Origin of the sequence: Rhodopseudomonas sp. NSM, assembly GCF_052445935.1 — a bacterium.
Lineage (GTDB): Bacteria > Pseudomonadota > Alphaproteobacteria > Rhizobiales > Xanthobacteraceae > Rhodopseudomonas.
On record NZ_JBQTCH010000003.1, the window covers coordinates 721814 to 745573 of the forward strand.

Sequence of the window (23760 nt, forward strand, 5' to 3'; positions counted from 1 at the left end):
ATCTTCAGATAATGCAGTGCTGGCGGCGCGACAACGCACGATCCGGAATGCGGGCCGTGCGGGTGGGTTGCGCCGTGGCGATGCGCTGCTAAACTTTCCGTGAATATGATCTCGACGTCGGCCGGACGGCCACGAAAGACCGAATTGATGGATGAGCAGACGCGGCTTCGCGGCGGCCTGGTGGCCGGCGGAGACACGCAGTACGGGAATGTCGCGCTTGCCGAGGACGAGCACCGATCGATGGCGCCGCATGGCGGCGTCTATGCTGCGCTCGACCTCGGCACCAACAATTGCCGGCTGCTGATCGCGCGGCCGACCGGCGACGGCTTTCGCGTGGTCGATTCGTTCTCGCGGATCATCCGGCTCGGGGAGGGCGTGTCCACGACCGGGCGGATCAGCGACGCCGCGATCGCACGGGCGGTTTCGGCGCTGTCGATCTGCCGCGACAAGATCAAGCAGCGCAAAGCCAAACGGCTGCGGCTGATCGCGACCGAGGCCTGCCGCGCCGCATCCAACGCCGACGATTTCTGCGACCAGGTCGCCCGGGCCACCGGCATCCATCTCGAGATCATCGATCGCGAGACCGAGGCGCGGCTGGCCGCGATCGGCTGCTCGCCGCTGGTCGATACCGCCGGGCGCGGCGCGATCCTGTTCGATATCGGCGGCGGCTCCAGCGAACTGGTGCGGCTGGCGCGCGACCCGGCGCGGCCGGAGCTGCCACCGCGGATCCGGGCCTGGATGTCGATTCCGCTCGGCGTGGTGACGCTGGCCGAGCAATTCGGCGGCAAGGTCGTGACCGTGGACAGCTATGCGGCGATGGTCGACGAGGTCGCAAAGCACGTCGCGCCGTTCGCGGCCGCGCATGGCGGCGACCTCGGCGGCCTGCATCTGCTCGGCACCTCCGGCACGGTGACGACGCTTGCGGGGCTGTATCTCGACCTGATCCGCTACGATCGCCGCCGCGTCGACGGCATCTGGATGAGCGACGGGGAACTGACCGCGACGATCGACCGGCTGCGCAGCATGAGCTATCACGACCGCGCCCAGAACCATTGCATCGGCGCCGAGCGCGCCGACCTGGTGCTGGCCGGATGCGCGATCCTCGACGCGGTGCGCGCGGCGTTCCCGCTGCCGCGGCTGCGGGTGGCCGATCGCGGCCTGCGCGAGGGCATGCTGGTCGAAATGATGCGCGAAGACGGCGTGCCAGGAATCGCCTGAGGAATCGCCTGACCAGGTTCCACGCTGGTTTTTCCGCGCTCATCTGCTAAGCAACGCGCCACCACCACCAATTTTCAAGCAGGGCCATGGCCAAAGACACCACCGGGCGGATGCGCGTCACCGTCAAGAGCGGCGGCCGGATGAAGCTGTCGTCGAAGCTGTGGCTCGATCGTCAGCTCAACGATCCCTATGTCGCGCAGGCCAAGCGCGACGGCTATCGCTCGCGCGCGGCCTATAAGCTGACCGAAATCGACGACAAGTATCATTTCCTCAAATCCGGCCAGGCGGTGGTCGATCTCGGCGCCGCGCCCGGCGGCTGGAGCCAGGTCGCGGCGAAGCGGATCGGATCGGCGGACGGCCGCGGCAAGGTGATCGCGATCGACCTGCTGGAGATGGGCGAAATCCCCGGCGTCACCTTCGCGCAGCTCGACTTTCTCGACAATGCCGCGCCGGACAAATTGCGCGAGATGCTCGGCGGCGACGGCGCCGACGTGGTGATGAGCGACATGGCGGGCAACACCACCGGGCATCGCAAGACCGATCAGCTCCGCATCGTCGGGCTGGTCGAGAGCGCCGCACAGTTCGCCAGTGAAGTGCTGAAGCCCGGCGGCATCTTCGTCGCCAAGGTGTTTCAGAGCGGCGCCGACGCCACGCTGATGAATCAGCTCAAGCGCGACTTCGCCACCGTGAAGCACGTCAAGCCCGCCGCGAGCCGCAAGGATTCCTCGGAGCGCTATGTGCTGGCGATGGGATTCCGCGGCACGCCGCCGGCCCCGCAGGAATAATAACTGCCGGTTCGGCGCTGGCAGCGACCGCATGGCGCAAGCGCGGCGCCGCGGTCACAGCCGCTGATCACGCGCGGTCTGGGTTTCTTCGGTCGCCGTTTTGTCTGCAGCGCCGGCGGCGCCCTTCCGGCTCGAGATCTCGATCGCCTTCCGGCCCGAGATCTCGCTGCCGGCATCGTCCGGCATCCGCCAGAAGAAGAACGCCGAGAGCGCCGACAGCACCGCGACCACGACGAAGGCCGGCGCGAAATCGTCGGCGCTGAGCGTCGTGGTGCCGTGCCACGCCATCGTCGACTCGACCGCAAACGCGCCGATCGCGACGCCGGCCGAGATCGCGAGCTGCTGGCCGACGCTGACCAGCGTGGTGGCGCGGCTCATCTGCGCGGTCTCCACCTCGGCATAGGCGACGGTGTTGATCGCGGTGAATTGCAGCGAGCGGAAGAAGCCGCCGACCAGCAGGATGATCATGATCAGCAGCAGCGGCGTCGCTGGCGTGAACAGCGCGCAGGCGGCGAGAAACACCGAGCTGACCAGCGCGTTGATCGTCATGATCCTGCGGAAGCCGAAGGTGCGGATGATCCTTGCTGCGAGCGGCTTCATCCCCATCGCGCCGGCCGAGGAGGCGAAGGTGACGAGGCCGGAGTGAAACGGCGACAGCCCGAAGCCGATCTGCATCAGCAGCGGCAGCAGGAACGGCAGCGCGCCGATGCCGAGCCTGAACAGGAAGCCGCCGGTCATGCTGGCGCGCAGCGTCGTCAGCCGCAGCAGCGAGAAGTCCAGCACCGGCGAGGCGGTGCGGCGAGCGTGCAGCACATACAGCGTCATCGAGATCGTGCCGATCGTGATCAGCGCGACCACCACTTGCCAGGGCAGCAGACCGAGCCCCGCCACCGACAGGCCGAAGGCGACACCGGCGAGCCCGATCCCGGCCAGCACCAGGCCGTAAAGGTCGAACCGCTCCGGGTTCTCGCTGCGGATCGGATCGATGTAGCGCTGCGCGAAGAAGATCCCGGCGAACCCGATCGGAATGTTGATCAGGAAGATCCAGTGCCAGGAGAAATAGGTGGTGATGAAGCCGCCGAGCGGTGGGCCGATCACCGGCCCGATCAGCGCCGGCACCGTCATCCACGCCATTGCGCCGACCAGCGCGCTCTTGTCGATCGAGCGCAGCAGCACCAGCCGCCCGACCGGCGTCATCATCGCGCCGCCGAGGCCCTGCAGGATGCGTGCGGCGACGAAATCGGTGATGGATTGCGATAGCGCGCAGCCGATCGAGCCGACCATGAACACCGCGATCGCCGCCGAAAACACGGTGCGCGCACCGAACCGGTCGGCGGTCCAGCCGGAGGCCGGAATGAACACCGCGAGCGACAGCAGATAGGACGTGATCGCCAGCTTCAGCGTCAGCGGCGAGGTGCCGATATCGGCCGCGATCGCCGGCAGCGAGGTGGCGATCACGGTGGCGTCCATGTTCTCCATGAACAGCGCGGCGGCCACGATCAGCGGGATCAGTCGTTCTTTGTTCATGCAGAGTTTCGGCGGGGAAGGGAGCCCGCCTGTAGCATCGCGTCGCAGCGCCCGCCATTGCGGACGGCGCAGAGGCACCTAAATCTTGCGTGACCGGCGCGCTCATTGCCGGAGCCCGTATGGGGGAGTTCCGCCGATGATCTACCTGCTCGCCGCCTTCCTGCCGCCGCTCGGCCTGCTGCTGAACGGCCAGCCGCTGTCGGCGGTGTTCAATCTGGCGCTGCTGGTGGTGTGCGTGATCCTCGGTCTGATCTTCAGCCCGCTGTGGCTGCTGCCGTCGCTGCACGCGCTGATCGCGGTGCGGATGCGGCAGGAGAAGCGGATGCACCGCGAAGTGGTCGAGGCGATCCGCCAGCACGGCCCGCCGCCGGCCTATCGGCGCTGACTTTGTGCCCCCCGCGGTCCATTCATGGCGGGGGAGCACAAAAGCCGTGGTTCGAGGGGCAGGGGCCCCTTTGATTCGTCATATCCCCGTGCTATCGACCACCGCCAACCCTCCCGACGGGCTCGATTCGACGGCGCTGCCACTGCGGCGCCGAACGCGGCTCCCGTCTCCCGAGCTTGAACGCGGCGCAACCTGCCGCTGAACGGAGTTGGCAATGGCGTCATTGAACGGATCACGGCAGTTTCAGGAAGCATACACGTTCGACGACGTGTTGCTGAAGCCCGGCCCGTCGGACGTGCTGCCGTCCGACGTCGACATCCGCTCCCGGATCACCCGCGCGATCTCGCTCAACATCCCGATCATCGCCTCGGCCATGGATACCGTCACCGAGGCGCGGATGGCGATCGCGATGGCCCAGGCGGGCGGCATCGGCGTGATCCATCGGAATTTCGATCCCGAAGGCCAGGCGGCGCAGGTCCGCCAGGTCAAGAAGTTCGAATCCGGCATGGTGGTCAATCCGCTGACCATCGCCCCCGAAGCGAAACTCGCCGACGCGCTGGCGTTGATGAACCAGCACGGCTTTTCCGGCATTCCGGTGGTGACCGGCGCCGAGGGTCGCAGCCCGGGCAAGCTGGTCGGCATCCTGACCAATCGCGACGTCCGTTTCGCCACCGATCCGTCGCAGCAGGTGTCGGAGCTGATGACTCACGAGAATCTCGTGACGGTGCGCGAGGGTGTCAGCCAGGACGAGGCCAAGAAACTGCTGCATCAGCACCGCATCGAAAAACTGCTGGTGGTCGACGATCAGTACCGCTGCGTCGGCCTGATCACCGTCAAGGACATGGAAAAGGCGGTCGCGCATCCGCTCGCGTCGAAGGACGCGCAGGGCCGGCTGCGGGTCGCCGCCGCGACCACGGTCGGCGAGGGCGGCTTCGAGCGCACCGAGCGGCTGATCGAGGCCGGCGTCGACCTCGTCGTTGTCGACACCGCGCACGGCCATTCGGCGCGCGTGCTGGAAGCGGTCACCAGGATCAAGCGGATCTCCAATGCGGTGCAGGTGATCGCCGGCAATATCGCGACGCGCGACGGCGCGCAGGCGCTGATCGATTCCGGCGCCGACGCCGTCAAGGTCGGGATCGGGCCGGGGTCGATCTGCACCACCCGGATGGTCGCCGGCGTCGGCGTGCCGCAGCTCACCGCGATCATGGACGCGGTCGAGGCGGCGAAGAAGGCCGACATCCCGGTGATCGCCGATGGCGGCATCAAGTACTCGGGCGATCTCGCCAAGGCGCTCGCGGCCGGCGCCGATATCGCGATGGTCGGCTCGCTGCTCGCCGGCACCGACGAGACTCCCGGCGAAGTGTTCCTGTGGCAGGGGCGCTCCTACAAGGCCTATCGCGGCATGGGCTCGGTCGGCGCGATGGCGCGCGGCTCGGCCGACCGCTACTTCCAGCAGGACATCAAGGACACGCTGAAGCTGGTGCCGGAAGGCATCGAGGGCCAGGTGCCGTACAAGGGCCCGGTCGGCAACGTGATGCATCAGCTCGCCGGCGGCCTGCGCGCCGCGATGGGCTATGTCGGCGCTCGCACGATCGCCGAATTCCACGACAAGGCCGAATTCGTCCGCATCACCGGCGCCGGCCTGCGCGAAAGCCACGTCCACGACGTCACCATCACCCGCGAGAGCCCGAACTATCCGGGCGGGGTGTGAGGTGCGGGCCCATATCGTTTTGGCGCATCCGGAGCCGGCTTCGTACAACGCTCATCTTGCCGCGATCGCACGGCGGGTGCTCGCCGAGCAGGGATGGACAGTCACTGTCTCTGATCTTTACGCGATGGGATTCGATCCATGCGAGGGGGCGAGGCACTTTGCGCACCCGAACGATCCCAGCCGGTTCGACGCGCAAAGCGAGCAGCGGCACGCCTCCGCGAACCACACGTTGCCGGATCATGTCGCGGAAGAGATCGCCAGGCTCGATCAGTCCGATCTTGTAATTCTGCAGTATCCGATGTGGTGGCATTTGCCTCCGGCGATTCTGAAGGGCTGGTTCGACCGGGTATTCGCCTATGGCGAGATCTACACAAGCCGAATGCGGTTCGAGAACGGCCGCTTCAAAGGCAAGCGGGCGATGCTGTCGGTCACGGTCGGCACCAGCGAGGCGACCTACGCCTACAATGGCCGTAGTGGAGACATCGACCTGATGCTGTGGCCGGTCAATTTCAACTTGGCCTATGTCGGGTTCGACGTTGTCAAGCCGTTCGTAGCTTATGGGGTGGAAAGCGGGATTCGCTATTCCGATGTGGAAGCCATCGAGGCGCGGCTGCAGGACATCGTCGTGGATTGGAGCCGAGTCCTGGAGACGATCGCCGAACGCCCCAACGTGCCGTTCAATCGCATGGCGGAGTGGGGCGAGGATGGACGGATCATTTCGACAGCTCCGAGTTATTCGCCGTTCATGCGCCACCAGCCCTAGCGGAACGCAGAACTACGCTCCCCACGTTAGCCGGTTTGTTGCGTAATCTTCTCCGCTGTTGGCGAAATGGATGCAGTCGCATACAGTCCAGCCTCCAATTTCGCTCTCTCAAGAAGCCTCAAAAAAGGAAACAGCATGTCCAAGGGTCAGCGTATCGTTCTCGCCTCGCGTCCGACGGGGGAGCCGACGGCGGCGAATTTCCGTCTCGAGGATTATGAGGTGCCGACGCCGGGCGAGGGGCAGGTGCTGCTGCGCACGATCTGGCTGTCGCTCGATCCCTATATGCGCGGCCGCATGAGCGACGGGCCGTCCTACGCGCAGCCGGTGCCGGTCGGCGGCGTGATGGAAGGCGGCACTGTGTGCGACGTGCTCGACAGCAAGAGCCCGGGCTTCGCCAAGGGCGACATCGTGCTGGCGCATAGCGGCTGGGCGACCCACGCCGTCGCCGACGCCAAGCCGCTGCGCAAGATCGATCCGTCGCTCGGCCCGATCTCGACCGCGGTCGGCGTGCTCGGCATGCCCGGCATGACCGCCTATACGGGCCTCCTGGACATCGGCCAGCCGAAGGCAGGCGAGACCGTCGTGGTCGCCGCGGCGTCGGGCGCTGTCGGCTCCGCGGTCGGGCAGATCGCCAAGATCAAGGGCGCCCGCGCGGTCGGCATCGCCGGCGGCAAGGCGAAGTGCGACTACGTCAAGAGCGAGCTCGGCTTCGACGATTGCCTCGACCATCGCGATCCGGACCTCGCCGCCAAGCTCAAGGCGGCGTGCCCGAACGGCATCGACGTGTACTTCGAGAATGTCGGCGGCGAGGTGTTCGAGGCGGTGTTTCCGCTGCTCAACGCTTTCGCCCGGATGCCGGTGTGTGGACTGATCGCGCAATACAACGCGTTCGAGGCGCCGCCGACGCCGAAATGGGCCACCGCCTTGATGCGCCACGTGCTGACCAAGCGTCTCACCATCCGCGGCTTCATCGTCAGCGATTTCGCCGGACGCCGACAGGAGTTCCTGCGCGACATGTCGGAGTGGGTGCGCGACGGCAAGGTGAAGTACAAGGAGTTCGTCACCGAAGGCGTCGAGAGCGCGCCGGAGGCGTTCATCGGCCTGCTGAAGGGCGCCAATTTCGGCAAGCAGCTGGTCCGCGTCGGTCCCGACAAGGCCTGAAAATAAACGCGGGCCTCGGCTGCTGCCGGGGTCCGCCCCCTTTCGTCAACAGGAGATCACGATGTCGGTCCAGATGGTGCTGCTGCCGGTGTTCGTGCTGATCGGCCTGACTTTCGCGCTGCTGCTGGGAACGTTCTGGGAGCGCCGGCGCGCGCTGGTGTCGCGCGAGACCAAGATCCGCGACATCGCGCTCGGGCAGCCGAACTGGCCGGAGCGCGCCACCAAGGTCGGCAACTGCTTCAGAAACCAGTTCGAGCTGCCGTTGTTGTTCTATGCGCTGATCGCGATCGGGCTGCCGCTGCGCCGTATCGATCTGGTGCTTGTGCTGTTGTCCTGGGTGTTCGTGGTGACGCGGTTCGCCCATGCTGGTATTTTCGTCAGTTCCAACGATCTCGGGCAACGATCCACCGCATGGTTCGCCGGCGCGCTGGTGCTGCTGGCGATGTGGGTCTATTTCGCGCTGCGCATGCTGCTGCTGATCTGATATCGCTCCCGCGCGTTCCCGAAGATTGAAAGACTGAAATGACCCCCGCCGCACGGCTGTCCGCAGCCATCGACCTGATCGCCACCATCGACGGCCAGCGGATTCCCGCCGCCAAGGCCCTCAAGGAGTGGGGCACGGCGCATCGCTATGCCGGCTCCGGCGACCGCGCGGCGATCGCCGGCGTGGTCTGGGACGTGCTGCGCCGCCGCGCCTCCAGTGCCTTCCTGATGGACGACGACAGCCCGCGGGCGCGCGTGCTCGGCATGCTCAAGCTCGAGCGCGGCCTGACGACGGAGGCGATCGCGGCGCTGTGCGACGGCGGCCGGTTCGCGCCGGAGCCTTTGACCGACGCCGAGCACGCCGCCTTGTCCGGGCGCACGCTCGCCGCCGCTCCGCCGCATATCGCCGGAGATTATCCGGAATGGCTCGACGGCGCCTTGGCCGAGGTGTTCGGCGAGGAGCGGGTTGCAGAAGCGACCGCGATGGCCAGCCGGGCGCCGCTCGACCTGCGCGTCAACACGCTGAAGGCGAAGCGCGAGAAGGTGCTGGCGTCGCTGAAGCATCTCGGCGCGTCCGAGACCCCGTGGTCGCCGATCGGCCTGCGGATCGAACTCGGCGCCGACGCCCGCAATCCGGGCGTGCAGGCCGAGCAGGATTTCATCAAGGGCGCCATTGAGGTGCAGGACGAGGGCTCGCAGCTCGCGACGCTGCTGTCGGCCGCAAAGCCCGGCGAGCAGGTGATCGACCTTTGCGCCGGCGCCGGCGGCAAGACGCTGGCGCTGGCCGCAATGATGCAGGGCAAGGGCCGGCTGATCGCCACCGATTCCGACAAGCGCCAGCTCGCGCCGATCCACGAGCGGCTGTCGCGCGCCGGCGTGCACAATTGCGATATCCGCCCGCCCAAGGGGCCGGCCGATACCCTGTCCGACATCCACGCCTCCGCCGATCTGGTGCTGGTCGATGCGCCGTGCACCGGCACCGGCACCTGGCGCCGCAACCCCGACGCGAAATGGCGGATGCGCCCGGGCGCGCTGGAAATCCGGCTGAAGGATCAGGCCGAGGTGCTGGCCCGCGCCGCCGCGCTGGTGAAGCCGGGCGGGCGGATCGCCTATGTCACCTGCTCGGTGCTGCCGGCGGAGAACGGTGGCCAGATCAGGGCGTTCACGGCCGCGCACCCGGAATTCGCCGTCATCCCGCCGGCCGAGGTCGCCGCCGCGCTGTGGGACAAGGCCGAGGACTTTCTGGCCGCCACAAGAACCTCGCCCGAGGGCCTGCTGATGACCCCGCGCAAGACCGGGACGGACGGGTTTTTCGTGTCGGTGCTGCGCAAGGCTGCGGCTTGAACGAGCCGTCACCCTGAGGTGCGAGCGCCGGGCGCTTTGCGCGCGGCGGGAGCCTCGAAGGGCGACGGCGTCGCGGGCACAGAGGTCGCAGAACAGCATCCTTCGAGGCTCGCCGAAGACGGCGAGCGCCTCAGAGTGCGACTCAAAAATGAGAGCAACAATATCAGGCGCTTAAGTTCGTCTTTGCGAGGAGCGAAGCGACGAAGCAATCCAGACTCTTGAGCTTGGCGCACTGGATTGCTTCGCTTCGCTCGCAATGACGGAGATAGGGCGTTGATTTGGCCGCCTGCATTTCCGGTCAGACACTCAGGATTACGGCGGGGTGCGGGGGTGGCACTGGACGTCGGCTGCGCCAGCCCCGTTTTTCCCCGTTGCGAGGCGGGCCGGGGTCGCGTATTTGCTGCCCATGACAGCCCCCAGCACATCCTCCGCTTCGTCCGTCGTCCCCTCCGGTGCCGACACCTCGCCGCATGTCGCCGCGATCCACGAGAAGATCCTGATCGTCGATTTCGGCTCGCAGGTGACGCAGTTGATCGCCCGCCGCGTCCGCGAGGAGGGCGTCTATTCCGAGATCGTGCCGTTCCAGAAGGCCGAGGCCGCCTTCGCCGAGATGAAACCGAAGGCCGTGATCCTGTCCGGCGGCCCGGCCTCGGTGCTCGACGACAACGCGCCCAGCGCGCCGATGGCGATCCTCGAGGCCGGCGTGCCGGTGCTCGGCATCTGCTACGGCGAGCAGACCATGGCGCAGCAGCTCGGCGGCACCGTCGAGGCCGGCCATCACCGCGAGTTCGGCCGCGCCCAGATCGAGATCACCGACGATTGCGCGCTGTTCGACGGCGTCTGGCAAAAGGGCTGTCAGTACGACGTCTGGATGAGCCATGGCGACCGCGTCACCAAGCTGCCCGAGGGCTTCCGCGGCGTCGCCAAGGCGCCGGGCTCGCCGATCTCGGTGATCGCCGACGACAAGCGCAAATTCTACGCGATGCAGTTCCACCCCGAGGTGGTGCACACGCCGGACGGCGCGAAAATCCTACGCAATTTCGTCCGCAAGGTCGCGGGGCTGACCGGAGACTGGACGATGCGCGCCTTCCGTGAGGAGGCGATCGACAAGATCCGCGCCCAGGTCGGCACCGGCAAGGTGATCTGCGGCCTGTCCGGCGGTGTCGACAGCGCCGTGGCGGCGGTACTGATCCACGAGGCGATCGGCGATCAGCTCACCTGCGTGTTCGTCGACCACGGCATGCTGCGCAAGGACGAGGCCAAGACCGTCGTCGATCTGTTCCGCCACCACTACAACATCCCGCTGGTGCATGTGGACGCGTCCGAGACTTTCCTCGGCGCGCTCGCCGGCGTTACCGATCCGGAGCAGAAGCGCAAGATCATCGGCAAGCTGTTCATCGACGTGTTCGACGCCGAGGCCAAGGTCGTCGGCGGCGCGGATTTCCTGGCGCAGGGCACGCTGTATCCCGACGTGATCGAAAGCGTGTCGTTCACCGGCGGCCCGTCGGTGACGATCAAGTCGCACCACAATGTCGGCGGTCTGCCCGAACGCATGAACATGAAACTGGTCGAGCCCTTGCGCGAATTGTTCAAGGACGAGGTGAGGGCGCTCGGCCGCGAGCTCGGCCTGCCCGACGTGTTCGTCGGCCGCCATCCGTTCCCGGGCCCCGGCCTCGCGATCCGCTGTCCGGGCGAGATCACGGCCGAGAAGCTCGAGATCCTGCGCAACGCCGACGCGGTGTATATCGACCAGATCCGCAAGGCCGGCCTCTACGACCAGATCTGGCAGGCCTTCGCCGTGCTGCTGCCGGTCAAGACCGTCGGCGTGATGGGCGACGGCCGCACCTATGAATACGTGGTTGGATTGCGAGCTGTTACTTCAACCGATGGCATGACGGCCGATTTCTATTCCTTCGACATGGCCTTCCTCGGCGCGACGGCGACCCGGATCATCAACGAGGTCAAGGGCGTCAACCGCGTGGTCTACGACGTCACCAGCAAGCCGCCGGGGACGATCGAGTGGGAATGAAGCTGTCTTGTGCTTTTCTAGCGACGAGCTGCAGTCGCTAGGCGACGGTACACTGCGTTTGCAGAAAGTGCAGGATCAACTTCCACAATCTGATCCAACGCATCAGTAAGATCGTGAGGAATAACAGCACCTTCCGACGTTCCGACGGTGAGGTCAAGTAGCGTCAAGAGAGCACGCGCCTTCACTTTGTCATTGATGACCGCGAGCTTCTTCTCTCCGCCTTCATCTCCATAAAGGCCGTAGTTGACCATAGACCAACACTCGAACGGCACAAGAAAGCGGGCGATTGTGTCCACGGCTTCGGCGAATGCCTCGCCTGAAGTCGCCGGAAGATCAGCAAGCGCGCCGCTGACCCCAGGCGTCGCCAGCGAACGTTCCTGCGGCCAAACCTCTCGAAGGAACGGCGAAGCGGCATTTTGGAAGAGACCGTCTCGCGTGCTGCTGAATTGATCCGGCGGGCGCTTCGATGAGAGATCTCGGACAAACACTTGGATCGCATTCGCCGCCGATGCGCGCACTTCATCATCCAGCGTTCGTAGCATCTGCTGAATGCGTTGATTAGGCACTGCAGGGTCGCGGCCCGCGCGGAAAGCGTGAAGGGATTCGATCACGAGACTGAAAACTAGCCGGCGGCGCGTTTCCCGACCCAGTCGGCGATCATTTGCGCGTTCGATCATCGCCGCGCCGATGCTTTCCAGGACTTTGGCGAAGTGCGTGCGCCTTGCGACGGCTCGCCAGAGTGCCAAGGCGTCGCCGTCATCCTTGAGCAACGGCGCGATGAGATGTTCCTGTGCCCAATCGGGATCAGTGTGAAGAAAGTAAGGCAGGTATTCGATCAAACGGTATCGCACAAGCAATCCGCTCCGACCATCGGTCGCGATTAATGTGTCGCGCATCTGGCGCAACCAACTCCCGTCATGAAATGGATTCTGCGGACCTACATGTGTTCGCCAAGCGGCAAAGAAAACGCCTGTAAGCTTACCTGTAGGCGTGTTCAACGCCGCGCTTCCGTCCCGATCATTCTCGTTGTCTTTTTCTTCAGCAATGACCGTCAATTCTTCATCGTTGTTCTCTTCAGGATTGCGGTTCGTTGCCTCTACGGCGATGGGCCAAAGGCGTAGCCAGATCGGCAGTGCCATCGGCAGCTCAATTGCGTGCTTCTCCCAGGTGTTCAGCCAGGCACAAATACCCTCAATCGAAATCGAAAGGGTTGTGTCAGATAGCTGGTTAAACAGGCCAAGAACGCTGCCGGCTGCTCTAACTAAGTTCGCATCCTGCCCAGGTTCGCCATCCTGCTGGGGGGGGCTATGCGCCCAGCCAAAGCGGTTCCAGACCTTCGGGAAGTTGTCTCCACCGTTGTTGGTTGTCTCGAAGTCAGCAAGCACCTTCTCGGGATTGCCCTGCTGGTTGATCCAGTCATTTGCACGTTCCGCCGGGTCATCATCCCAGCCACGACGCCCAGTCCCGAGAGCGGATTCTAGAGCCTTTAGCCGTTCTACGCCCGAAACCGTGTCGAATTTTGCATCCGCTTTCGCTTCACGACGGGAAACGGTCATCCCTCTGGAAAAACCTTCATCAATCGTCATCTTCGCGAGTTCCGCGAATTGCGCCGTCCGTACATCAAGCCAAGTCTTGTCTCGATCCCGTAAGACACCCCCGCCGACTTCGATGCGCCGTAATTCCCGCAAAGACCAAAACAGCCGCGCATTCTTTACGTCCGTGGCATCCACCTTCTTCGGCCAATGACCCCGCGGAGGGCCTTTCTGAATCCTAGCGACGATGGTGTCTCGCGCTTCTGCGTTCATTTCGGGGAATCGGACGGCGCGAAGCTCAGCGATTTCCGGGAAACCGTGCACATCCCAAAACCGTTCCTGATCAAGGCCAGTGAGTAAGGCGGATACCTCATCAATGGGCGTAATCTTTTCGTTCCGAGACATCGCAGCCCACAAACGAAGATGCACTGGCGAGCTATTGAGCCTCCAGTGCCGAGCAAAACTCCGCGCAGCAGCGAGATCGAGTTCCGAAATTCTAGTGACGACGGCATGCAGCAGCTTCACCGACGGCGCGATTCCATGATGGTAAGCGTCCGGGTCAACATCCTCGCGCGATCTTGGAGCGTTAGCAACGTAGTACGCGCGTCTTAGGTCGCCAAGTTGCCATAAGCGCCTTTGTCCATCCCAGCCCAGCCTGCGAGCAGTATCGAGGCCGTGACTGACAGCGGCTTCCAGGGCATTGGCCAGCGATGTCAGAAAAGCGACACCATTGAGGTTAGCCAGTTCGAGTACATTCAGATCAATCAGATCTCCGCTCGTCAGTCCGGCGTACAGGATGTGCTCGACCGTCTTTGGCTTGCGCGGCTTCTTGATGTTGATCCATCGCCATGACTTAATTGGCTCGACTATGAGTCGCGGCGCAACGAGATCAACAATTGCGGCGACCGCTGCACCGGACCGATCTCCTGCCCGTAGTCGCTTCTGAATGTCGTAAATGGCGGTTGCGTTGTATTCGTCCGAATGAGGCGCTGCCCAGCTTTCTTCGATCAGCCGCCATGCCGAGGCCCATGGTTCTGCAAGATCGCGTGCACCTGGTCCGGTTAATAGGTCCTCAACCGCGATGCGCTCGACCCGCTGCCCGGGTTTGAGTTTCAGCGCCCAGTCGATCGTTCCTTGCTCAGCAAGGCGCTTGTCCAGAAAGGCTATTACCGTTCGGAACGTCTCGCGGTCTTGCGGATCAAGATAAGCCCAGGGCCGGATCATGGTTTCAATCCCCGCTCGGCTTCAGCGCAAATCTTTACAACTGCATCGAGCCAATCGATCTCTGCCTTCGCCTCAGAAACCAGCGCCGAAAGACGGACGCGTTCGCTCGCGTTGCTTCTCCGGAAGAAATGGTCGAAAAGGTCTCGGTTAGAGTCCTTGGCCGCAGACCGAGAGTTTCTCACAATCCTTCGCAGTTCGGCATCGACGATTTTTTTCTTCCCATTGATCGCAGACAAAGCCGCCCATCGTTCTAGGGTCGCCCTTAGCGCGTCGTGGCCGTTCGTTGAGTCGTAGTGGATCGGCGTGATACCGCGCCCATTCCAGTCCGCAAGTGCGACCGCGTCCGGTGAGTTCGTCCCGAAAAAAGTGAAGCGCTCCTTCAAGTCGTCAAAACGCTTTCCGTCCGCTGCGACCGCATTGAGCAGATAACGCATAGGCGGATCATTGGCGCTGTAGCCGACCAGAACCAGATGATACAGGCGCGCAGCATCGTAGATAAAATCCGGAACAACGCGGCGGCGCAGATAGAACTCGCCGAAATCCTGATCCGATAGAACAAGTTCAGAAATTCTTTCCGGGCTCTTGTCAAGCGCGCCATGGATATGAAGCACGCCAGAGAACTCAGAATTCCGCGACGGCCTTGGCATCGAACCGAGAGAATAAGTCTCAACGGGCGACCGAAGGCGCTGGGCAGCGACTTGAAGCAGCAGATCGAAGTTTGTTGTCACGATGGTTCTGGCCCCGCCGCGATCGGCAAGGGCTATGAGCGCCTTGTGGATCGGGGCCGGGCTTACTGTGCCTGAACGCAGGATGCTCGCCACCGTGCGCCTCACCTGGCTATCGCCACGTGTTTGATCGTCTAGTCGGCGCTCAAGCATGCCGAGGACAACATCATAGTCCCCCAGGATGAACCGCTTCACCTCCGCAGTCTGCCGATCGGTCAGGCCAGAACAATTGGCCTGCCACTGGCTGCAAGCTCCCGGCGGCAATCCCGCTAGGATGCTGTGCGTCGAAGTATCGAGTTTGGCGTAGACGTCGAGAACAAGTTGACGAAAATCCGGAAGACCTGCCGGACGTGATATGCCCGCACCGCAAATGAACAGGACGTCCCCACGTGCATGAGCAAGAAGCAGCCGCTCGGGGATTGCGCAGAGCCCAGGGCCAAATTGTATAACTCTATCCTCAATGGCAGGGTTGGCAGCCACAGCCCTTAAGCCCTGTTCTCGCAGAATCGTTGTTTCATTCTAATGCGCGGCTTCCTGATTGAACAGCTGACTGTCGCCGTCTCCTTTCTGACCCCAACCGGAGAGGCAACAGGCTTCAGCGCCACGGCACCGCTCATTGAGAAGCCGCCTATAAAGGTAAAGTCGTGCAGGCGAGCTTGCGGTAGGTCCTGACGTTACTGTTGAACTTCCGCCACCACTACAACATCCCGCTGGTGCATGTGGACGCGTCCGAGACCTTCCTCGGCGCGCTGGCCGGCGTTACCGATCCGGAGCAGAAGCGCAAGATCATCGGCAAGCTGTTCATCGACGTGTTCGACGCCGAGGCCAAGGTCGTCGGCGGCGCGGATTTCCTGGCGCAGGGCACGCTGTATCCCGACGTGACCAGCAAGCCGCCGGGGACCATCGAGTGGGAATGAGGGATGCAAACGGCGGCAATAGCGTGGTATCGGGTCTTGTCGACCCGCAATGTGGCAGCCGCTACGGGAAGCTTGCCTGATAGCTGGTCGCCATCAGCGACACATGCGCTTCCAGCGGCGGACGCAGCTCGAATGCCTTCGGCTCCCTCGCAAAATTCCACAACCGCACCAGCCGCCAGTCCATGCGCCGCTCCTCGGCTACCGACAGCTCATTGCGTGTAATGTGAAAGGGCGTGCGCTCCCAGCCATTCGTCGTCTTCACCTCGATCAGCCGATCGCTGCCATTGGTGTCGAAGCTCAGGATGTCATATCCGGCACCGTCACCATCGACATGCGATACCCAGCGGATGCGCTCGGCGAGATCTGTCCGGCCGGCAGCGATCAGACTGGCACGCTCATGGGCCAGGACACGCTCCTCACCGGCGCGACCGAGCGCGCTATTGCGGGCATCACGCCCGGCCACATCGTACTTTCGAGCGATGACGGTCATCTGCTCGAGCTCATCGGGCGGCGGCGCATTGCTGTGCGTCGGTGGCGGCCCGATCCACAGCATAGCTTCCTCCCGGAGCGCTGACGGCGACGGCCCCATTGCCATCCGCGCGGCCGGTGCGAGCCAATCCGGGTGGCGATCGAGCCAGCGTACTACCGCATCGACAAGCGATGTCTGAAAATTGAAGGCCGGCTTGTAACCCGGAATCCAGTCCTCACTGAGCCCCTTGAGCACGGCGCTGATGTTCTGATGCTTGTATTCGATCGAGCCGCGGGGCCGATCGATCACCGCCTGCAGCAGGCGGTTGTGCTCGGCCTTGCTGTAGGGCCGCCCGATGATGTCATCCGCGAGCATTGCGAAATAATCCGCCACGATCGCGTCGTTCTGCTCGTCGGACCAGTCACCGGCCATGGCGGCTCCCGAGCGGGCCGGCCAAGCTGGAGAAGGCCCGGATCATGCGAGCAACTGCGCCGGCACGCCGACCGTCGGACCTGCTTCGGCAAGGCGTTGGTCGAGCGTATACACCGTTGCGCCATGCTCCGATGCGATGGCGAGGTGCATCGCATCACCCGCACGGAGTCCAAGCGCATGCTGATCGGCAAACTTCGCCGCCGCGCGGAACTGCCCGCCCGTCACGCCAAGCACGGTGAAGCTCTCGGCGACCAACTTGTTGAACATGGCGAGTGCCGCCGCGCGCTGCTTCAGGTCGATCTGCCCGGTCCGCAGCTTGATCGCCATGGCCGACGACATCTCGGTGATGGTCCAGTCGCTGATCAGGAGTTGCGCCGGATCCTGCTCGGCCAGCCAGCCCTGAATGCGCGGCGTCATCGCTTCATTGGAGAGCGCCGCGACGATCAGCGACGTGTCGAGATACAGCATCAGTAGCGATCGCCATCCCGCATCAACCGCACGAGATCGGCGGCGGTCTGGGACTGTGCCGGCATCGCTGCCGTCAGCGATTGAAGCAGCACGGAATCGATCGGCTTGCGTGGATTGGCCACGGCCGTGAGCCGCGCAACGGGCTTACCCCGACGGGTGATTTCGATCGAATCGCCCGCTTCGACCCGGTCGACCAGTTCGCTCAGATGGGCTTTGGCATCCGCCAGATTGATCGCATCCATGTCACCCTCCTGACCATGTAGATGGTCATATAGCGTATTTGGCATAAGAATTCCAGCGGCGCCTTTCCGCATCACTTTCTTTGCCAAATCCCCCTCAGGACCGGAAGCACTCGCAAGCCATCCTGATTATGCCGCTTCCCGCGCCAATCGTGCACTGCTCGCTGGAGTAGACGACCTGCCCGAACTGGAAGTAGCCAAACTCTACACGCTTTATCCCGATGGCCTGATCGATTTCGCAGTGGAGCGCGGGCGACTGTTGCGTGCAGACAGACTAGTGCTTCAGTTTCCACTGCAATGGTATTCGACCCCATCGCTACTCAAGCTCTGGATGGATGGGGTGCTGACGCCGCTGTTTTACCGGGAGCCAGACGTCGCCGCATCCACTGCGGGACTGCCGCTGCTCGCGGCCCTACGACGGGGGGCCCGCCGGCGAGCCACCAGCCGGGCGGCTCGGCCGGGATGATCGATGAACTGTTTGCGCCGCTCAGGGCAACTGCGCGCAAATGCGGCTGGCTGTGGCAGCCGCCGTTCGCACTCCATGACGTGCGAGCGCTCGATGATGCCGCCCTGACGCGAGCGGGCGAGGATTACAAAACCAGAATCCTTTCCGCGCCGGTGCTGAAGCGAGTTGTGAAAGCCCGTTCGTGAAGTGCGGCACAGCCCGCTGTTGCGCCCGCCGGCAGGAGCAACGCCAGTGAGGCACCATGCTTGCGCTTTTGGAACGGTCATCGGCGGCTCAGGAATCGAAGAGGAGTTGCGTCCGACCCTTAGTCGCTACACAGGCCAGGAGAGCGATGCGGAGCGACAGGCCATCGCCAAGGCCAGGTGAACCGCCACGGGTGTCGGCCGAATTGCCTGGCGGACCGGCTTCGCAATCTCAAGGAATTATCAGGGATCTTGAATTCAAGCCGCGGAATAGCCCAGCGACACCGACCGCTAGCGCGCAGGAGTTCGATTGATGTCTGACGCAGAAGCGACATCACGTAGCCTTGCAAGCCGGGCAATCGACTGCGCGGCCAGCTTCTGGGCCAGCTCCATGCTGAACTCGTCCGCGGCCCGATCCGCTTCTTCGAGATAGAGTTCTGACAATTGCTCGGCCCGCTGCAACACGCGGAGCTTGATCTGGTCGAGCGTCCCGGCTTCTGCGATGTCCTCCTGTGGTTCGGAAGCCGGCGGCAGCGGCGAGGGCCCAAGCTTCGACAGCACGTCGCATTGCTGCGGCGTCAATTGCTGCGACCACAGCTTGATATCCCTGAGCAGCAGACTTTCCAGAAGCGCAGCGGAGTCGGGCTCGGAGAAGGGCTCGCCCCCGTCTCTCCCGCTTTCGCGTAGCGAACGCCAGGCCAGCCGGCGCTCGCGTCGGAGCAGACTGCCGTCCTTCAGAGCTGCCCGGGCGAAATCCTCGGCGACCGCGCAGACGGCCCGATCGGTCGCCAGAGATGCGACGTAAGTCCAGAACACGAACGCCCGCTCGCGGTGACGAACCGCGAGCGCCCAGGCATCGTACGCGGTGGAGAGCGACGAGTTGACGACATCGGACAACTCATCGGCGGGAACGATATCGGTCGGCGTCCAACGCAAGTCCGCCGAGTCGGGGCGCTTGTTTAGCGATGCCAGCGAGCCTAAGATAATGGTCCGCGCACGTTCGCGTTCGATGTGCGTCAAGATCTCGAATACGCGCCGGACCGGCCCGAAGGATGGGTTCGCCGACTCGACCAGCTGCTGATATCGCGTTGATGCGGTCTCCGCCTGGATCAGGGCGATCGCGTAGAGTTCCGCCAAGCTGCCGACCGACGTCAGCGGCGCGACTGTCAAGAGCGGTTCATTACGCATTGTGGGAGTCTCCCGCTTGCGGCCTAGTCGCTCATAGAGTCCATCTAGCTTGCTGTAGCGCAAAGAAGCGCTCGATTCGACTGCTATAGGACCTCCATCGCAAAATATCGCAAATCCAGAACAACGGCGTTCTGCTGCAACTGGAACAATGCAATTGCGAAGGTTCGCTCACATTCATCGCATTCTTGGCGTCGTTCTGGCTGCTTGCTGCTGGTTCAGCGTCTCGACGTGCTCGGCGGCGAGCCGGCTCACCGATTTTCTCGGCAAGGCGGAGCCGACCGAGCTGGTGCCCGGCGCCGACAGATTCGGTCCGCTGCAAGGAGAGCCGGCTATCGCGCCGGTCTACAGGAAAGACGAGTTAGTCGGATTCGCTTACCTGAACTCGGAGGTTTCGAACGCTACCGGCTATTCGGGGAAGCCGATTCACATTCTGGTCGGCATCGATCCCAAGGGCGTGCTCACCGGGCTGAAGCTGGTCGACCACAAAGAGCCGATCGTGCTGGTCGGCATTCCGGTGCAGCGCATCCTCGACGTGATGAACAAGCTGACCGGAACCGACATGGCCAGCGTCGCGCGCGGCGACGCACGGCCGCCGCAGATCGATATCGTCAGCGGCGCCACCGTCACCGTGCTGGTGATGGGCGACAGCATCGTTCGCTCCGCGACCAAGTTGATCAGGAGTGGCCGGATCGGAACCCAGGACCCGAGTGCCGCTGCTGCGGCGCCGCCGTTGCGCAAGTCGCTGGCCGGCGGCAGCGGCGAGATCCGCGACTGGGAGACGCTGCTCGGCGACGGCTCGATCCGCCGGTTGCACCTGACGGTCGCCGACGTCAACCAGGCGTTCGAGAAATCGAGCAATCCCGCCGCGGCGGAGCACCCCGAGCAGGGCGATCCGGAGGAAAGCTTCATCGAAATGTTCGCCGCCGACGTCGCGGTGCCGACCATCGGCCGCAGCCTGCTCGGCGACGACGGTTTCGATCGGCTGGCCGCGCGGCTGAAGCCGGGTCAGCAGGCGATCCTGGTGGCGGGCAGCGGGCGCTATTCCTTCAAGGGCTCCGGCTATGTGCGTGGCGGCATCTTCGATCGCATCGAGCTGATCCAGGATGGCAACAGCATGCGGTTTCGCGATCGCGATCACACGCGACTGGGCGCCGTCGCCGCCGAGGGCGCGCCGGAGCTGCGCGAGATCGCGCTGTTCGTGGTGCCGTCGGGTTTCGCTTTCGATCCGACCGAGCCATGGTCGTTGCAACTGGCGGTGCAGCGCGTGATCAACACCCGCGACAAGGCGCTGCTGACCTTCGATCTCGGCTACACGCTCCCCGACGCCTACATCAAGACCGAGCCGGCACCGCCGCCGGTGATCCAGCCGCCGTCGCCAGCCGCCGCGCCCGCGCCGGTCTCCGGCGCCGCTGCGAATCCGCTCGACGAGGAGCCGCTGTGGATGCGGATCTGGCGCGGCAATGTGGTCAATATCGGCATCACCATCGCGGCGCTCGGCGTGCTGACGCTGATCTTCTTCTTCCAGAACTCGCTGGTTCGCCGGCCGGCGCTCTACACCTGGGTGCGGCGCGGCTATCTCGCCTTCATCCTGGTCTGGCTCGGCTGGTACGCCAACGCGCAGCTGTCGGTCGTCAATGTGATGACCTTTGCCAATTCGCTGATGAGCGGCTTCAACTGGGAATACTTCCTCTCGGCGCCGCTGATCTTTCTGTTGTGGGCCGCAGTCGCCGCCGGATTGCTGTTCTGGGGGCGCGGCCCGTTCTGCGGCTGGCTATGCCCGTTCGGCGCACTGCAGGAGCTGCTGAGCAATCTCGCGAAGGCGCTGAAGGTTCCGCAATATCGTTTGCCGTGGGGGCTGCATGAGCGGCTATGGCCGATCAAATACATCATCTTTCTCGGCCTGTTTGGCATGTCGCTGTATTCCACCGCGCTGGCCGAGCAACTCGCCGAAGTGGAGCCGTTCAAGACCGCGATCGTGCTGAAATTCGTCCGCGAATGGCCCTACGTGATCTACGCGCTGACGGTGCTCGCCGCCGGACTCTTCGTCGAGCGGTTCTTCTGCCGCTACATGTGCCCGCTCGGCGCCGCGTTGGCGATCCCCGGCCGGATCCGCACCTTCGAATGGCTGCGGCGCTGGAAGGAATGCGGCTCGCCGTGCCAGCGCTGCGCCAATGAGTGCCCGGTGCAGGCGATCCATCCCGAAGGCCACATCAACGTCAACGAGTGCATCTACTGCATGCATTGTCAGGAACTGTATTTCGACGACCATCGCTGTCCGCACATGATCCAGGTGCGGCTGAAGCGCGAAAAGCGCGAGGCGCTGTCGTCGCCCTCGATACGGTCCGGCAAGGGCCCCGACACGCTGATCACCGCTGGAGGCCGGCCCATTCCGGGTTTGTCGGCCGAAGCGATCGCTCCACCTGCAACCTGAAGTCAAGGAGACGACCATGACCGAAAATACCAACGACAAAACCGTCAGCCGGCGAGCGCTGTTGGGGACCACGGCCGCGGCGGCCGGTGTTGGGCTGGCCGGCGGCATCGGATTTTCGGGCGGCGATGGCCTGACGACGGCTGCCGAAGCGCAGACCAAGGCGGCAACCAAACTGCCGGCGCGGCCGGCGGTTCAGAAACACGAGGTACTTCCGGGCGAACTCGACGAATACTACGTGTTCTTCTCCAGCGGCCAGACCGGCGAGCTGCGGATCGCCGGCCTGCCGTCGATGCGCGAATTGATGCGGGTGCCGGTGTTCAACCGCGACAGCGCCACCGGCTGGGGCCAGACCAACGAAAGCCTGAAGATCCTCACCGAGAATCTGCTGCCGGAGACCCGCGAATTCCTCAAGACCCGCGGCGGAACCTATCTGAATGGCGACCTGCATCATCCGCATCTGTCGTTCACAGACGGCACCTATGACGGCCGTTACGCCTTCATGAACGACAAGGCCAACACCCGCGTCGCCCGGGTGCGGCTCGACGTGATGAAATGCGACAAGGTCATTCAGCTGCCGAACCAGCACACCGTGCACGGCCTGCGGGTGCAGAAATATCCGCGCACCGGCTACGTGTTCTGCAATGGCGAGGATCGCGTGCCGCTGGTCAATGACGGCAAGATTCTCGACAATCCGAAGGAATATCACGCGATCTTCACCGCGATCGACGGCGACACCATGAAAGTCGCCTGGCAGGTGATGGTGGATGGCAACCTCGACAATGTCGATGCCGACTACCAGGGCAAATATGCCTTCGCCACCTGCTACAATTCGGAGGAGGGCGTCACCGCTGCCGAGATGACCGCCAACGAGCAGGACTGGGTCGTCATCTTCAATCTCAAGCGGATCGAGGAGGGCGTCAAGAACGGCGACTTCAAGGAGATGGGGGGCGTGCCGGTGCTCGACGGCCGCAAGGGCTCCAAATACACCCGCTATGTGCCGATCTCCAACAGCCCGCACGGCATGAACACCGCGCCGGACGGCATCCACATCGTCGCCAATGGCAAGCTGTCGCCGACCGCCACGGTGATGGACGTGCGGCTGTTCGACCAATTGTTCGACGACAAGATCAAGCCGCGCGACGTCGTGGTGGCGGAGCCCGAGCTCGGCCTCGGCCCGTTGCACACCGCCTATGACGGCAAGGGCAATGCCTACACCACGCTGTTCATCGACAGCCAGATCTGCAAGTGGAACATCGATCTGGCGATACGTGCCTTCAAGGGCGAGAAGGTCAATCCGATCATCGAGAAGATCGACGTCCATTATCAGCCCGGCCACAACCACACCTCGATGGGCCAGACCAAGGAGGCAGATGGAAAGTGGCTGATCTCGCTGAACAAGTTCTCCAAGGACCGGTTCCTCAATGTCGGTCCGCTGAAGCCGGAGAACGATCAGCTGATCGACATCTCCGGCGACAGGATGAAGCTGGTGCACGACGGCCCGAGCTTCGCCGAACCGCATGACGCCACTATCGTGCACCGCTCCAAGATCAATCCGATCTCGATCTGGAACCGGGCCGACCCGATGTTCTCCGACGCGGTCAAGCAGGCGCAGCTCGACGGCGTCAAGCTCGAGGAAGAATCCAAGGTCGTTCGCGACGGCAACAATGTCCGCGTCTACATGACCTCGACCGCCCCGAACTTCGGTTTGGAGAAATTCCAGGTCCGACAGGGCGACCAGGTCACCGTCTACGTCACCAACATCGACGACGTCGAGGATCTCACCCACGGCTTCTCGATCGTGAACTACGGCATCAACATGGAAGTGGCGCCGCAGGCCACCGCGTCGGTGTCGTTCTCCGCCGACAAGGCAGGCGTGTACTGGTACTACTGTTCCTGGTTCTGCCATGCCATGCATATGGAAATGAAAGGCCGCATGTTCGTCGAGCCGAAGACGGCCTGAGAACGTCGCCGTCATTGCGAGCCTTCACCTCTCCCCGCGCGCGGGGAGAGGTGACTTGCCCGACGCTGCGGCCAGCGTCCGTTCCTTTCGCTGATCCTAACTTGAACAAACTCCGAGGACC

At 63.8% G+C, this 23760-nt stretch carries 20 protein-coding genes and 1 pseudogene; 14 read left to right on the forward strand and 7 right to left on the reverse strand.

What is annotated here, in order from left to right:
* Positions 1-147 precede the first annotated feature (147 nt).
* Positions 148-1218 carry a Ppx/GppA phosphatase family protein gene (locus ACTZWT_RS11680; RefSeq protein WP_444769828.1) on the forward strand — a complete coding sequence of 357 codons (1071 nt, stop codon included), beginning with the start codon at positions 148-150 and terminating at the stop codon, positions 1216-1218.
* 86 nt (positions 1219-1304) lie between these two features.
* A complete protein-coding gene (locus ACTZWT_RS11685; RefSeq protein ID WP_444769829.1) occupies positions 1305-2003 on the forward strand; it encodes an RlmE family RNA methyltransferase in 699 nt (232 codons plus the stop codon).
* A 54-nt stretch (positions 2004-2057) separates the two neighbouring features.
* Here ACTZWT_RS11685 and ACTZWT_RS11690 read toward each other — a convergent pair whose 3' ends face one another.
* A complete protein-coding gene (locus tag ACTZWT_RS11690) occupies positions 2058-3530 on the reverse strand; it encodes an MFS transporter (RefSeq protein WP_444769830.1) in 1473 nt (490 codons plus the stop codon).
* A gap of 136 nt (positions 3531-3666) precedes the next feature.
* Between ACTZWT_RS11690 and ACTZWT_RS11695 the strand changes: the two genes are divergently transcribed.
* From ACTZWT_RS11695 to guaA, 7 genes are all read left to right on the forward strand, one after another.
* A complete protein-coding gene (locus ACTZWT_RS11695) occupies positions 3667-3915 on the forward strand; it encodes a hypothetical protein (RefSeq protein ID WP_322516714.1) in 249 nt (82 codons plus the stop codon).
* A 214-nt stretch (positions 3916-4129) separates the two neighbouring features.
* Complete coding sequence (guaB, locus tag ACTZWT_RS11700) at positions 4130-5626, forward strand: IMP dehydrogenase (protein ID WP_444769831.1); 1497 nt, start codon at positions 4130-4132, stop codon at positions 5624-5626.
* A 1-nt stretch (position 5627) separates the two neighbouring features.
* The gene (locus ACTZWT_RS11705; RefSeq protein WP_444769832.1) at positions 5628-6389 is read left to right on the forward strand and encodes an NAD(P)H-dependent oxidoreductase; all 762 of its coding nucleotides are present in this window, start codon (positions 5628-5630) and stop codon (positions 6387-6389) included.
* A gap of 135 nt (positions 6390-6524) precedes the next feature.
* The gene (locus ACTZWT_RS11710; RefSeq protein WP_444769833.1) at positions 6525-7550 is read left to right on the forward strand and encodes an NADP-dependent oxidoreductase; all 1026 of its coding nucleotides are present in this window, start codon (positions 6525-6527) and stop codon (positions 7548-7550) included.
* Positions 7551-7611: 61 nt separating this feature from the next.
* Positions 7612-8034, forward strand: coding sequence for an MAPEG family protein (locus ACTZWT_RS11715; protein WP_444769834.1), 423 nt, complete (start codon positions 7612-7614; stop codon positions 8032-8034).
* 38 nt (positions 8035-8072) lie between these two features.
* Positions 8073-9377 carry an RsmB/NOP family class I SAM-dependent RNA methyltransferase gene (locus tag ACTZWT_RS11720; protein ID WP_444769835.1) on the forward strand — a complete coding sequence of 435 codons (1305 nt, stop codon included), beginning with the start codon at positions 8073-8075 and terminating at the stop codon, positions 9375-9377.
* 406 nt (positions 9378-9783) lie between these two features.
* The gene (gene guaA / locus ACTZWT_RS11725) at positions 9784-11406 is read left to right on the forward strand and encodes a glutamine-hydrolyzing GMP synthase (protein ID WP_444769836.1); all 1623 of its coding nucleotides are present in this window, start codon (positions 9784-9786) and stop codon (positions 11404-11406) included.
* Positions 11407-11423: 17 nt separating this feature from the next.
* On the opposite strand, the gene ACTZWT_RS11730 is transcribed toward guaA, so the two are convergent.
* Together ACTZWT_RS11730 and ACTZWT_RS11735 are read right to left on the reverse strand one after the other, a co-directional pair.
* Positions 11424-14162, reverse strand: coding sequence for a hypothetical protein (locus tag ACTZWT_RS11730; protein ID WP_444769837.1), 2739 nt, complete (start codon positions 14160-14162; stop codon positions 11424-11426).
* The gene (locus ACTZWT_RS11735) at positions 14159-15082 is read right to left on the reverse strand and encodes an SIR2 family protein (RefSeq protein ID WP_444769838.1); all 924 of its coding nucleotides are present in this window, start codon (positions 15080-15082) and stop codon (positions 14159-14161) included. Before ACTZWT_RS11735 ends, ACTZWT_RS11730 begins: the two co-directional genes overlap by 4 nt.
* A gap of 491 nt (positions 15083-15573) precedes the next feature.
* Here ACTZWT_RS11735 and ACTZWT_RS11740 point away from each other — a divergent pair.
* Positions 15574-15768: pseudogene (locus tag ACTZWT_RS11740) on the forward strand (glutamine-hydrolyzing GMP synthase); the annotation flags it as partial.
* Between the two features lie 97 nt (positions 15769-15865).
* Here ACTZWT_RS11740 and ACTZWT_RS11745 read toward each other — a convergent pair.
* From ACTZWT_RS11745 to ACTZWT_RS11755, 3 genes are read right to left on the reverse strand one after another with little or no spacing between them, the layout of a single operon-like run.
* The gene (locus ACTZWT_RS11745; RefSeq protein WP_444769839.1) at positions 15866-16705 is read right to left on the reverse strand and encodes a DUF3883 domain-containing protein; all 840 of its coding nucleotides are present in this window, start codon (positions 16703-16705) and stop codon (positions 15866-15868) included.
* Positions 16706-16747: 42 nt separating this feature from the next.
* Entirely contained in the window at positions 16748-17173 is a 426-nt protein-coding gene (locus ACTZWT_RS11750; protein WP_444769840.1) for a type II toxin-antitoxin system VapC family toxin, read from the reverse strand.
* Entirely contained in the window at positions 17173-17415 is a 243-nt protein-coding gene (locus ACTZWT_RS11755) for a type II toxin-antitoxin system Phd/YefM family antitoxin (protein WP_444769841.1), read from the reverse strand. Before ACTZWT_RS11755 ends, ACTZWT_RS11750 begins: the two co-directional genes overlap by 1 nt.
* 70 nt (positions 17416-17485) lie before the next feature.
* Between ACTZWT_RS11755 and ACTZWT_RS11760 the strand changes: the two genes are divergently transcribed.
* Positions 17486-17878, forward strand: a complete 393-nt coding sequence (locus ACTZWT_RS11760; protein ID WP_444769907.1) for an NAD(P)H-dependent oxidoreductase — start codon at positions 17486-17488, stop codon at positions 17876-17878.
* The gene (locus tag ACTZWT_RS11765; RefSeq protein ID WP_444769842.1) at positions 17875-18063 is read left to right on the forward strand and encodes a hypothetical protein; all 189 of its coding nucleotides are present in this window, start codon (positions 17875-17877) and stop codon (positions 18061-18063) included. Before ACTZWT_RS11760 ends, ACTZWT_RS11765 begins: the two co-directional genes overlap by 4 nt.
* A gap of 288 nt (positions 18064-18351) precedes the next feature.
* Here the strand turns inward: ACTZWT_RS11765 and ACTZWT_RS11770 are convergent, their stop codons facing one another.
* Entirely contained in the window at positions 18352-19248 is an 897-nt protein-coding gene (locus ACTZWT_RS11770) for a hypothetical protein (RefSeq protein WP_444769843.1), read from the reverse strand.
* Positions 19249-19396: 148 nt separating this feature from the next.
* Between ACTZWT_RS11770 and ACTZWT_RS11775 the strand changes: the two genes are divergently transcribed.
* Positions 19397-21679 carry a 4Fe-4S binding protein gene (locus ACTZWT_RS11775; protein ID WP_444769844.1) on the forward strand — a complete coding sequence of 761 codons (2283 nt, stop codon included), beginning with the start codon at positions 19397-19399 and terminating at the stop codon, positions 21677-21679.
* 16 nt (positions 21680-21695) lie between these two features.
* Positions 21696-23639, forward strand: a complete 1944-nt coding sequence (gene nosZ / locus ACTZWT_RS11780; RefSeq protein WP_444769845.1) for a TAT-dependent nitrous-oxide reductase — start codon at positions 21696-21698, stop codon at positions 23637-23639.
* Positions 23640-23760: the final 121 nt, after the last annotated feature.

Coding starts and splice junctions, on each gene's coding strand:
- ACTZWT_RS11680 (WP_444769828.1), top strand. CDS start 148: ATGGATGAGCAGACGCGGCTTCGCGGCGGCCTGGTGGCCGGCGGAGAC.
- ACTZWT_RS11685 (WP_444769829.1), top strand. CDS start 1,305: ATGGCCAAAGACACCACCGGGCGGATGCGCGTCACCGTCAAGAGCGGC.
- ACTZWT_RS11690 (WP_444769830.1), bottom strand. CDS start 3,530: ATGAACAAAGAACGACTGATCCCGCTGATCGTGGCCGCCGCGCTGTTC.
- ACTZWT_RS11695 (WP_322516714.1), top strand. CDS start 3,667: ATGATCTACCTGCTCGCCGCCTTCCTGCCGCCGCTCGGCCTGCTGCTG.
- guaB (WP_444769831.1), top strand. CDS start 4,130: ATGGCGTCATTGAACGGATCACGGCAGTTTCAGGAAGCATACACGTTC.
- ACTZWT_RS11710 (WP_444769833.1), top strand. CDS start 6,525: ATGTCCAAGGGTCAGCGTATCGTTCTCGCCTCGCGTCCGACGGGGGAG.
- ACTZWT_RS11715 (WP_444769834.1), top strand. CDS start 7,612: ATGTCGGTCCAGATGGTGCTGCTGCCGGTGTTCGTGCTGATCGGCCTG.
- ACTZWT_RS11720 (WP_444769835.1), top strand. CDS start 8,073: ATGACCCCCGCCGCACGGCTGTCCGCAGCCATCGACCTGATCGCCACC.
- guaA (WP_444769836.1), top strand. CDS start 9,784: ATGACAGCCCCCAGCACATCCTCCGCTTCGTCCGTCGTCCCCTCCGGT.
- ACTZWT_RS11730 (WP_444769837.1), bottom strand. CDS start 14,162: ATGATCCGGCCCTGGGCTTATCTTGATCCGCAAGACCGCGAGACGTTC.
- ACTZWT_RS11745 (WP_444769839.1), bottom strand. CDS start 16,705: ATGGCCGGTGACTGGTCCGACGAGCAGAACGACGCGATCGTGGCGGAT.
- ACTZWT_RS11750 (WP_444769840.1), bottom strand. CDS start 17,173: ATGCTGTATCTCGACACGTCGCTGATCGTCGCGGCGCTCTCCAATGAA.
- ACTZWT_RS11755 (WP_444769841.1), bottom strand. CDS start 17,415: ATGGATGCGATCAATCTGGCGGATGCCAAAGCCCATCTGAGCGAACTG.
- ACTZWT_RS11765 (WP_444769842.1), top strand. CDS start 17,875: ATGATCGATGAACTGTTTGCGCCGCTCAGGGCAACTGCGCGCAAATGC.
- ACTZWT_RS11770 (WP_444769843.1), bottom strand. CDS start 19,248: ATGCGTAATGAACCGCTCTTGACAGTCGCGCCGCTGACGTCGGTCGGC.
- ACTZWT_RS11775 (WP_444769844.1), top strand. CDS start 19,397: ATGCAATTGCGAAGGTTCGCTCACATTCATCGCATTCTTGGCGTCGTT.
- nosZ (WP_444769845.1), top strand. CDS start 21,696: ATGACCGAAAATACCAACGACAAAACCGTCAGCCGGCGAGCGCTGTTG.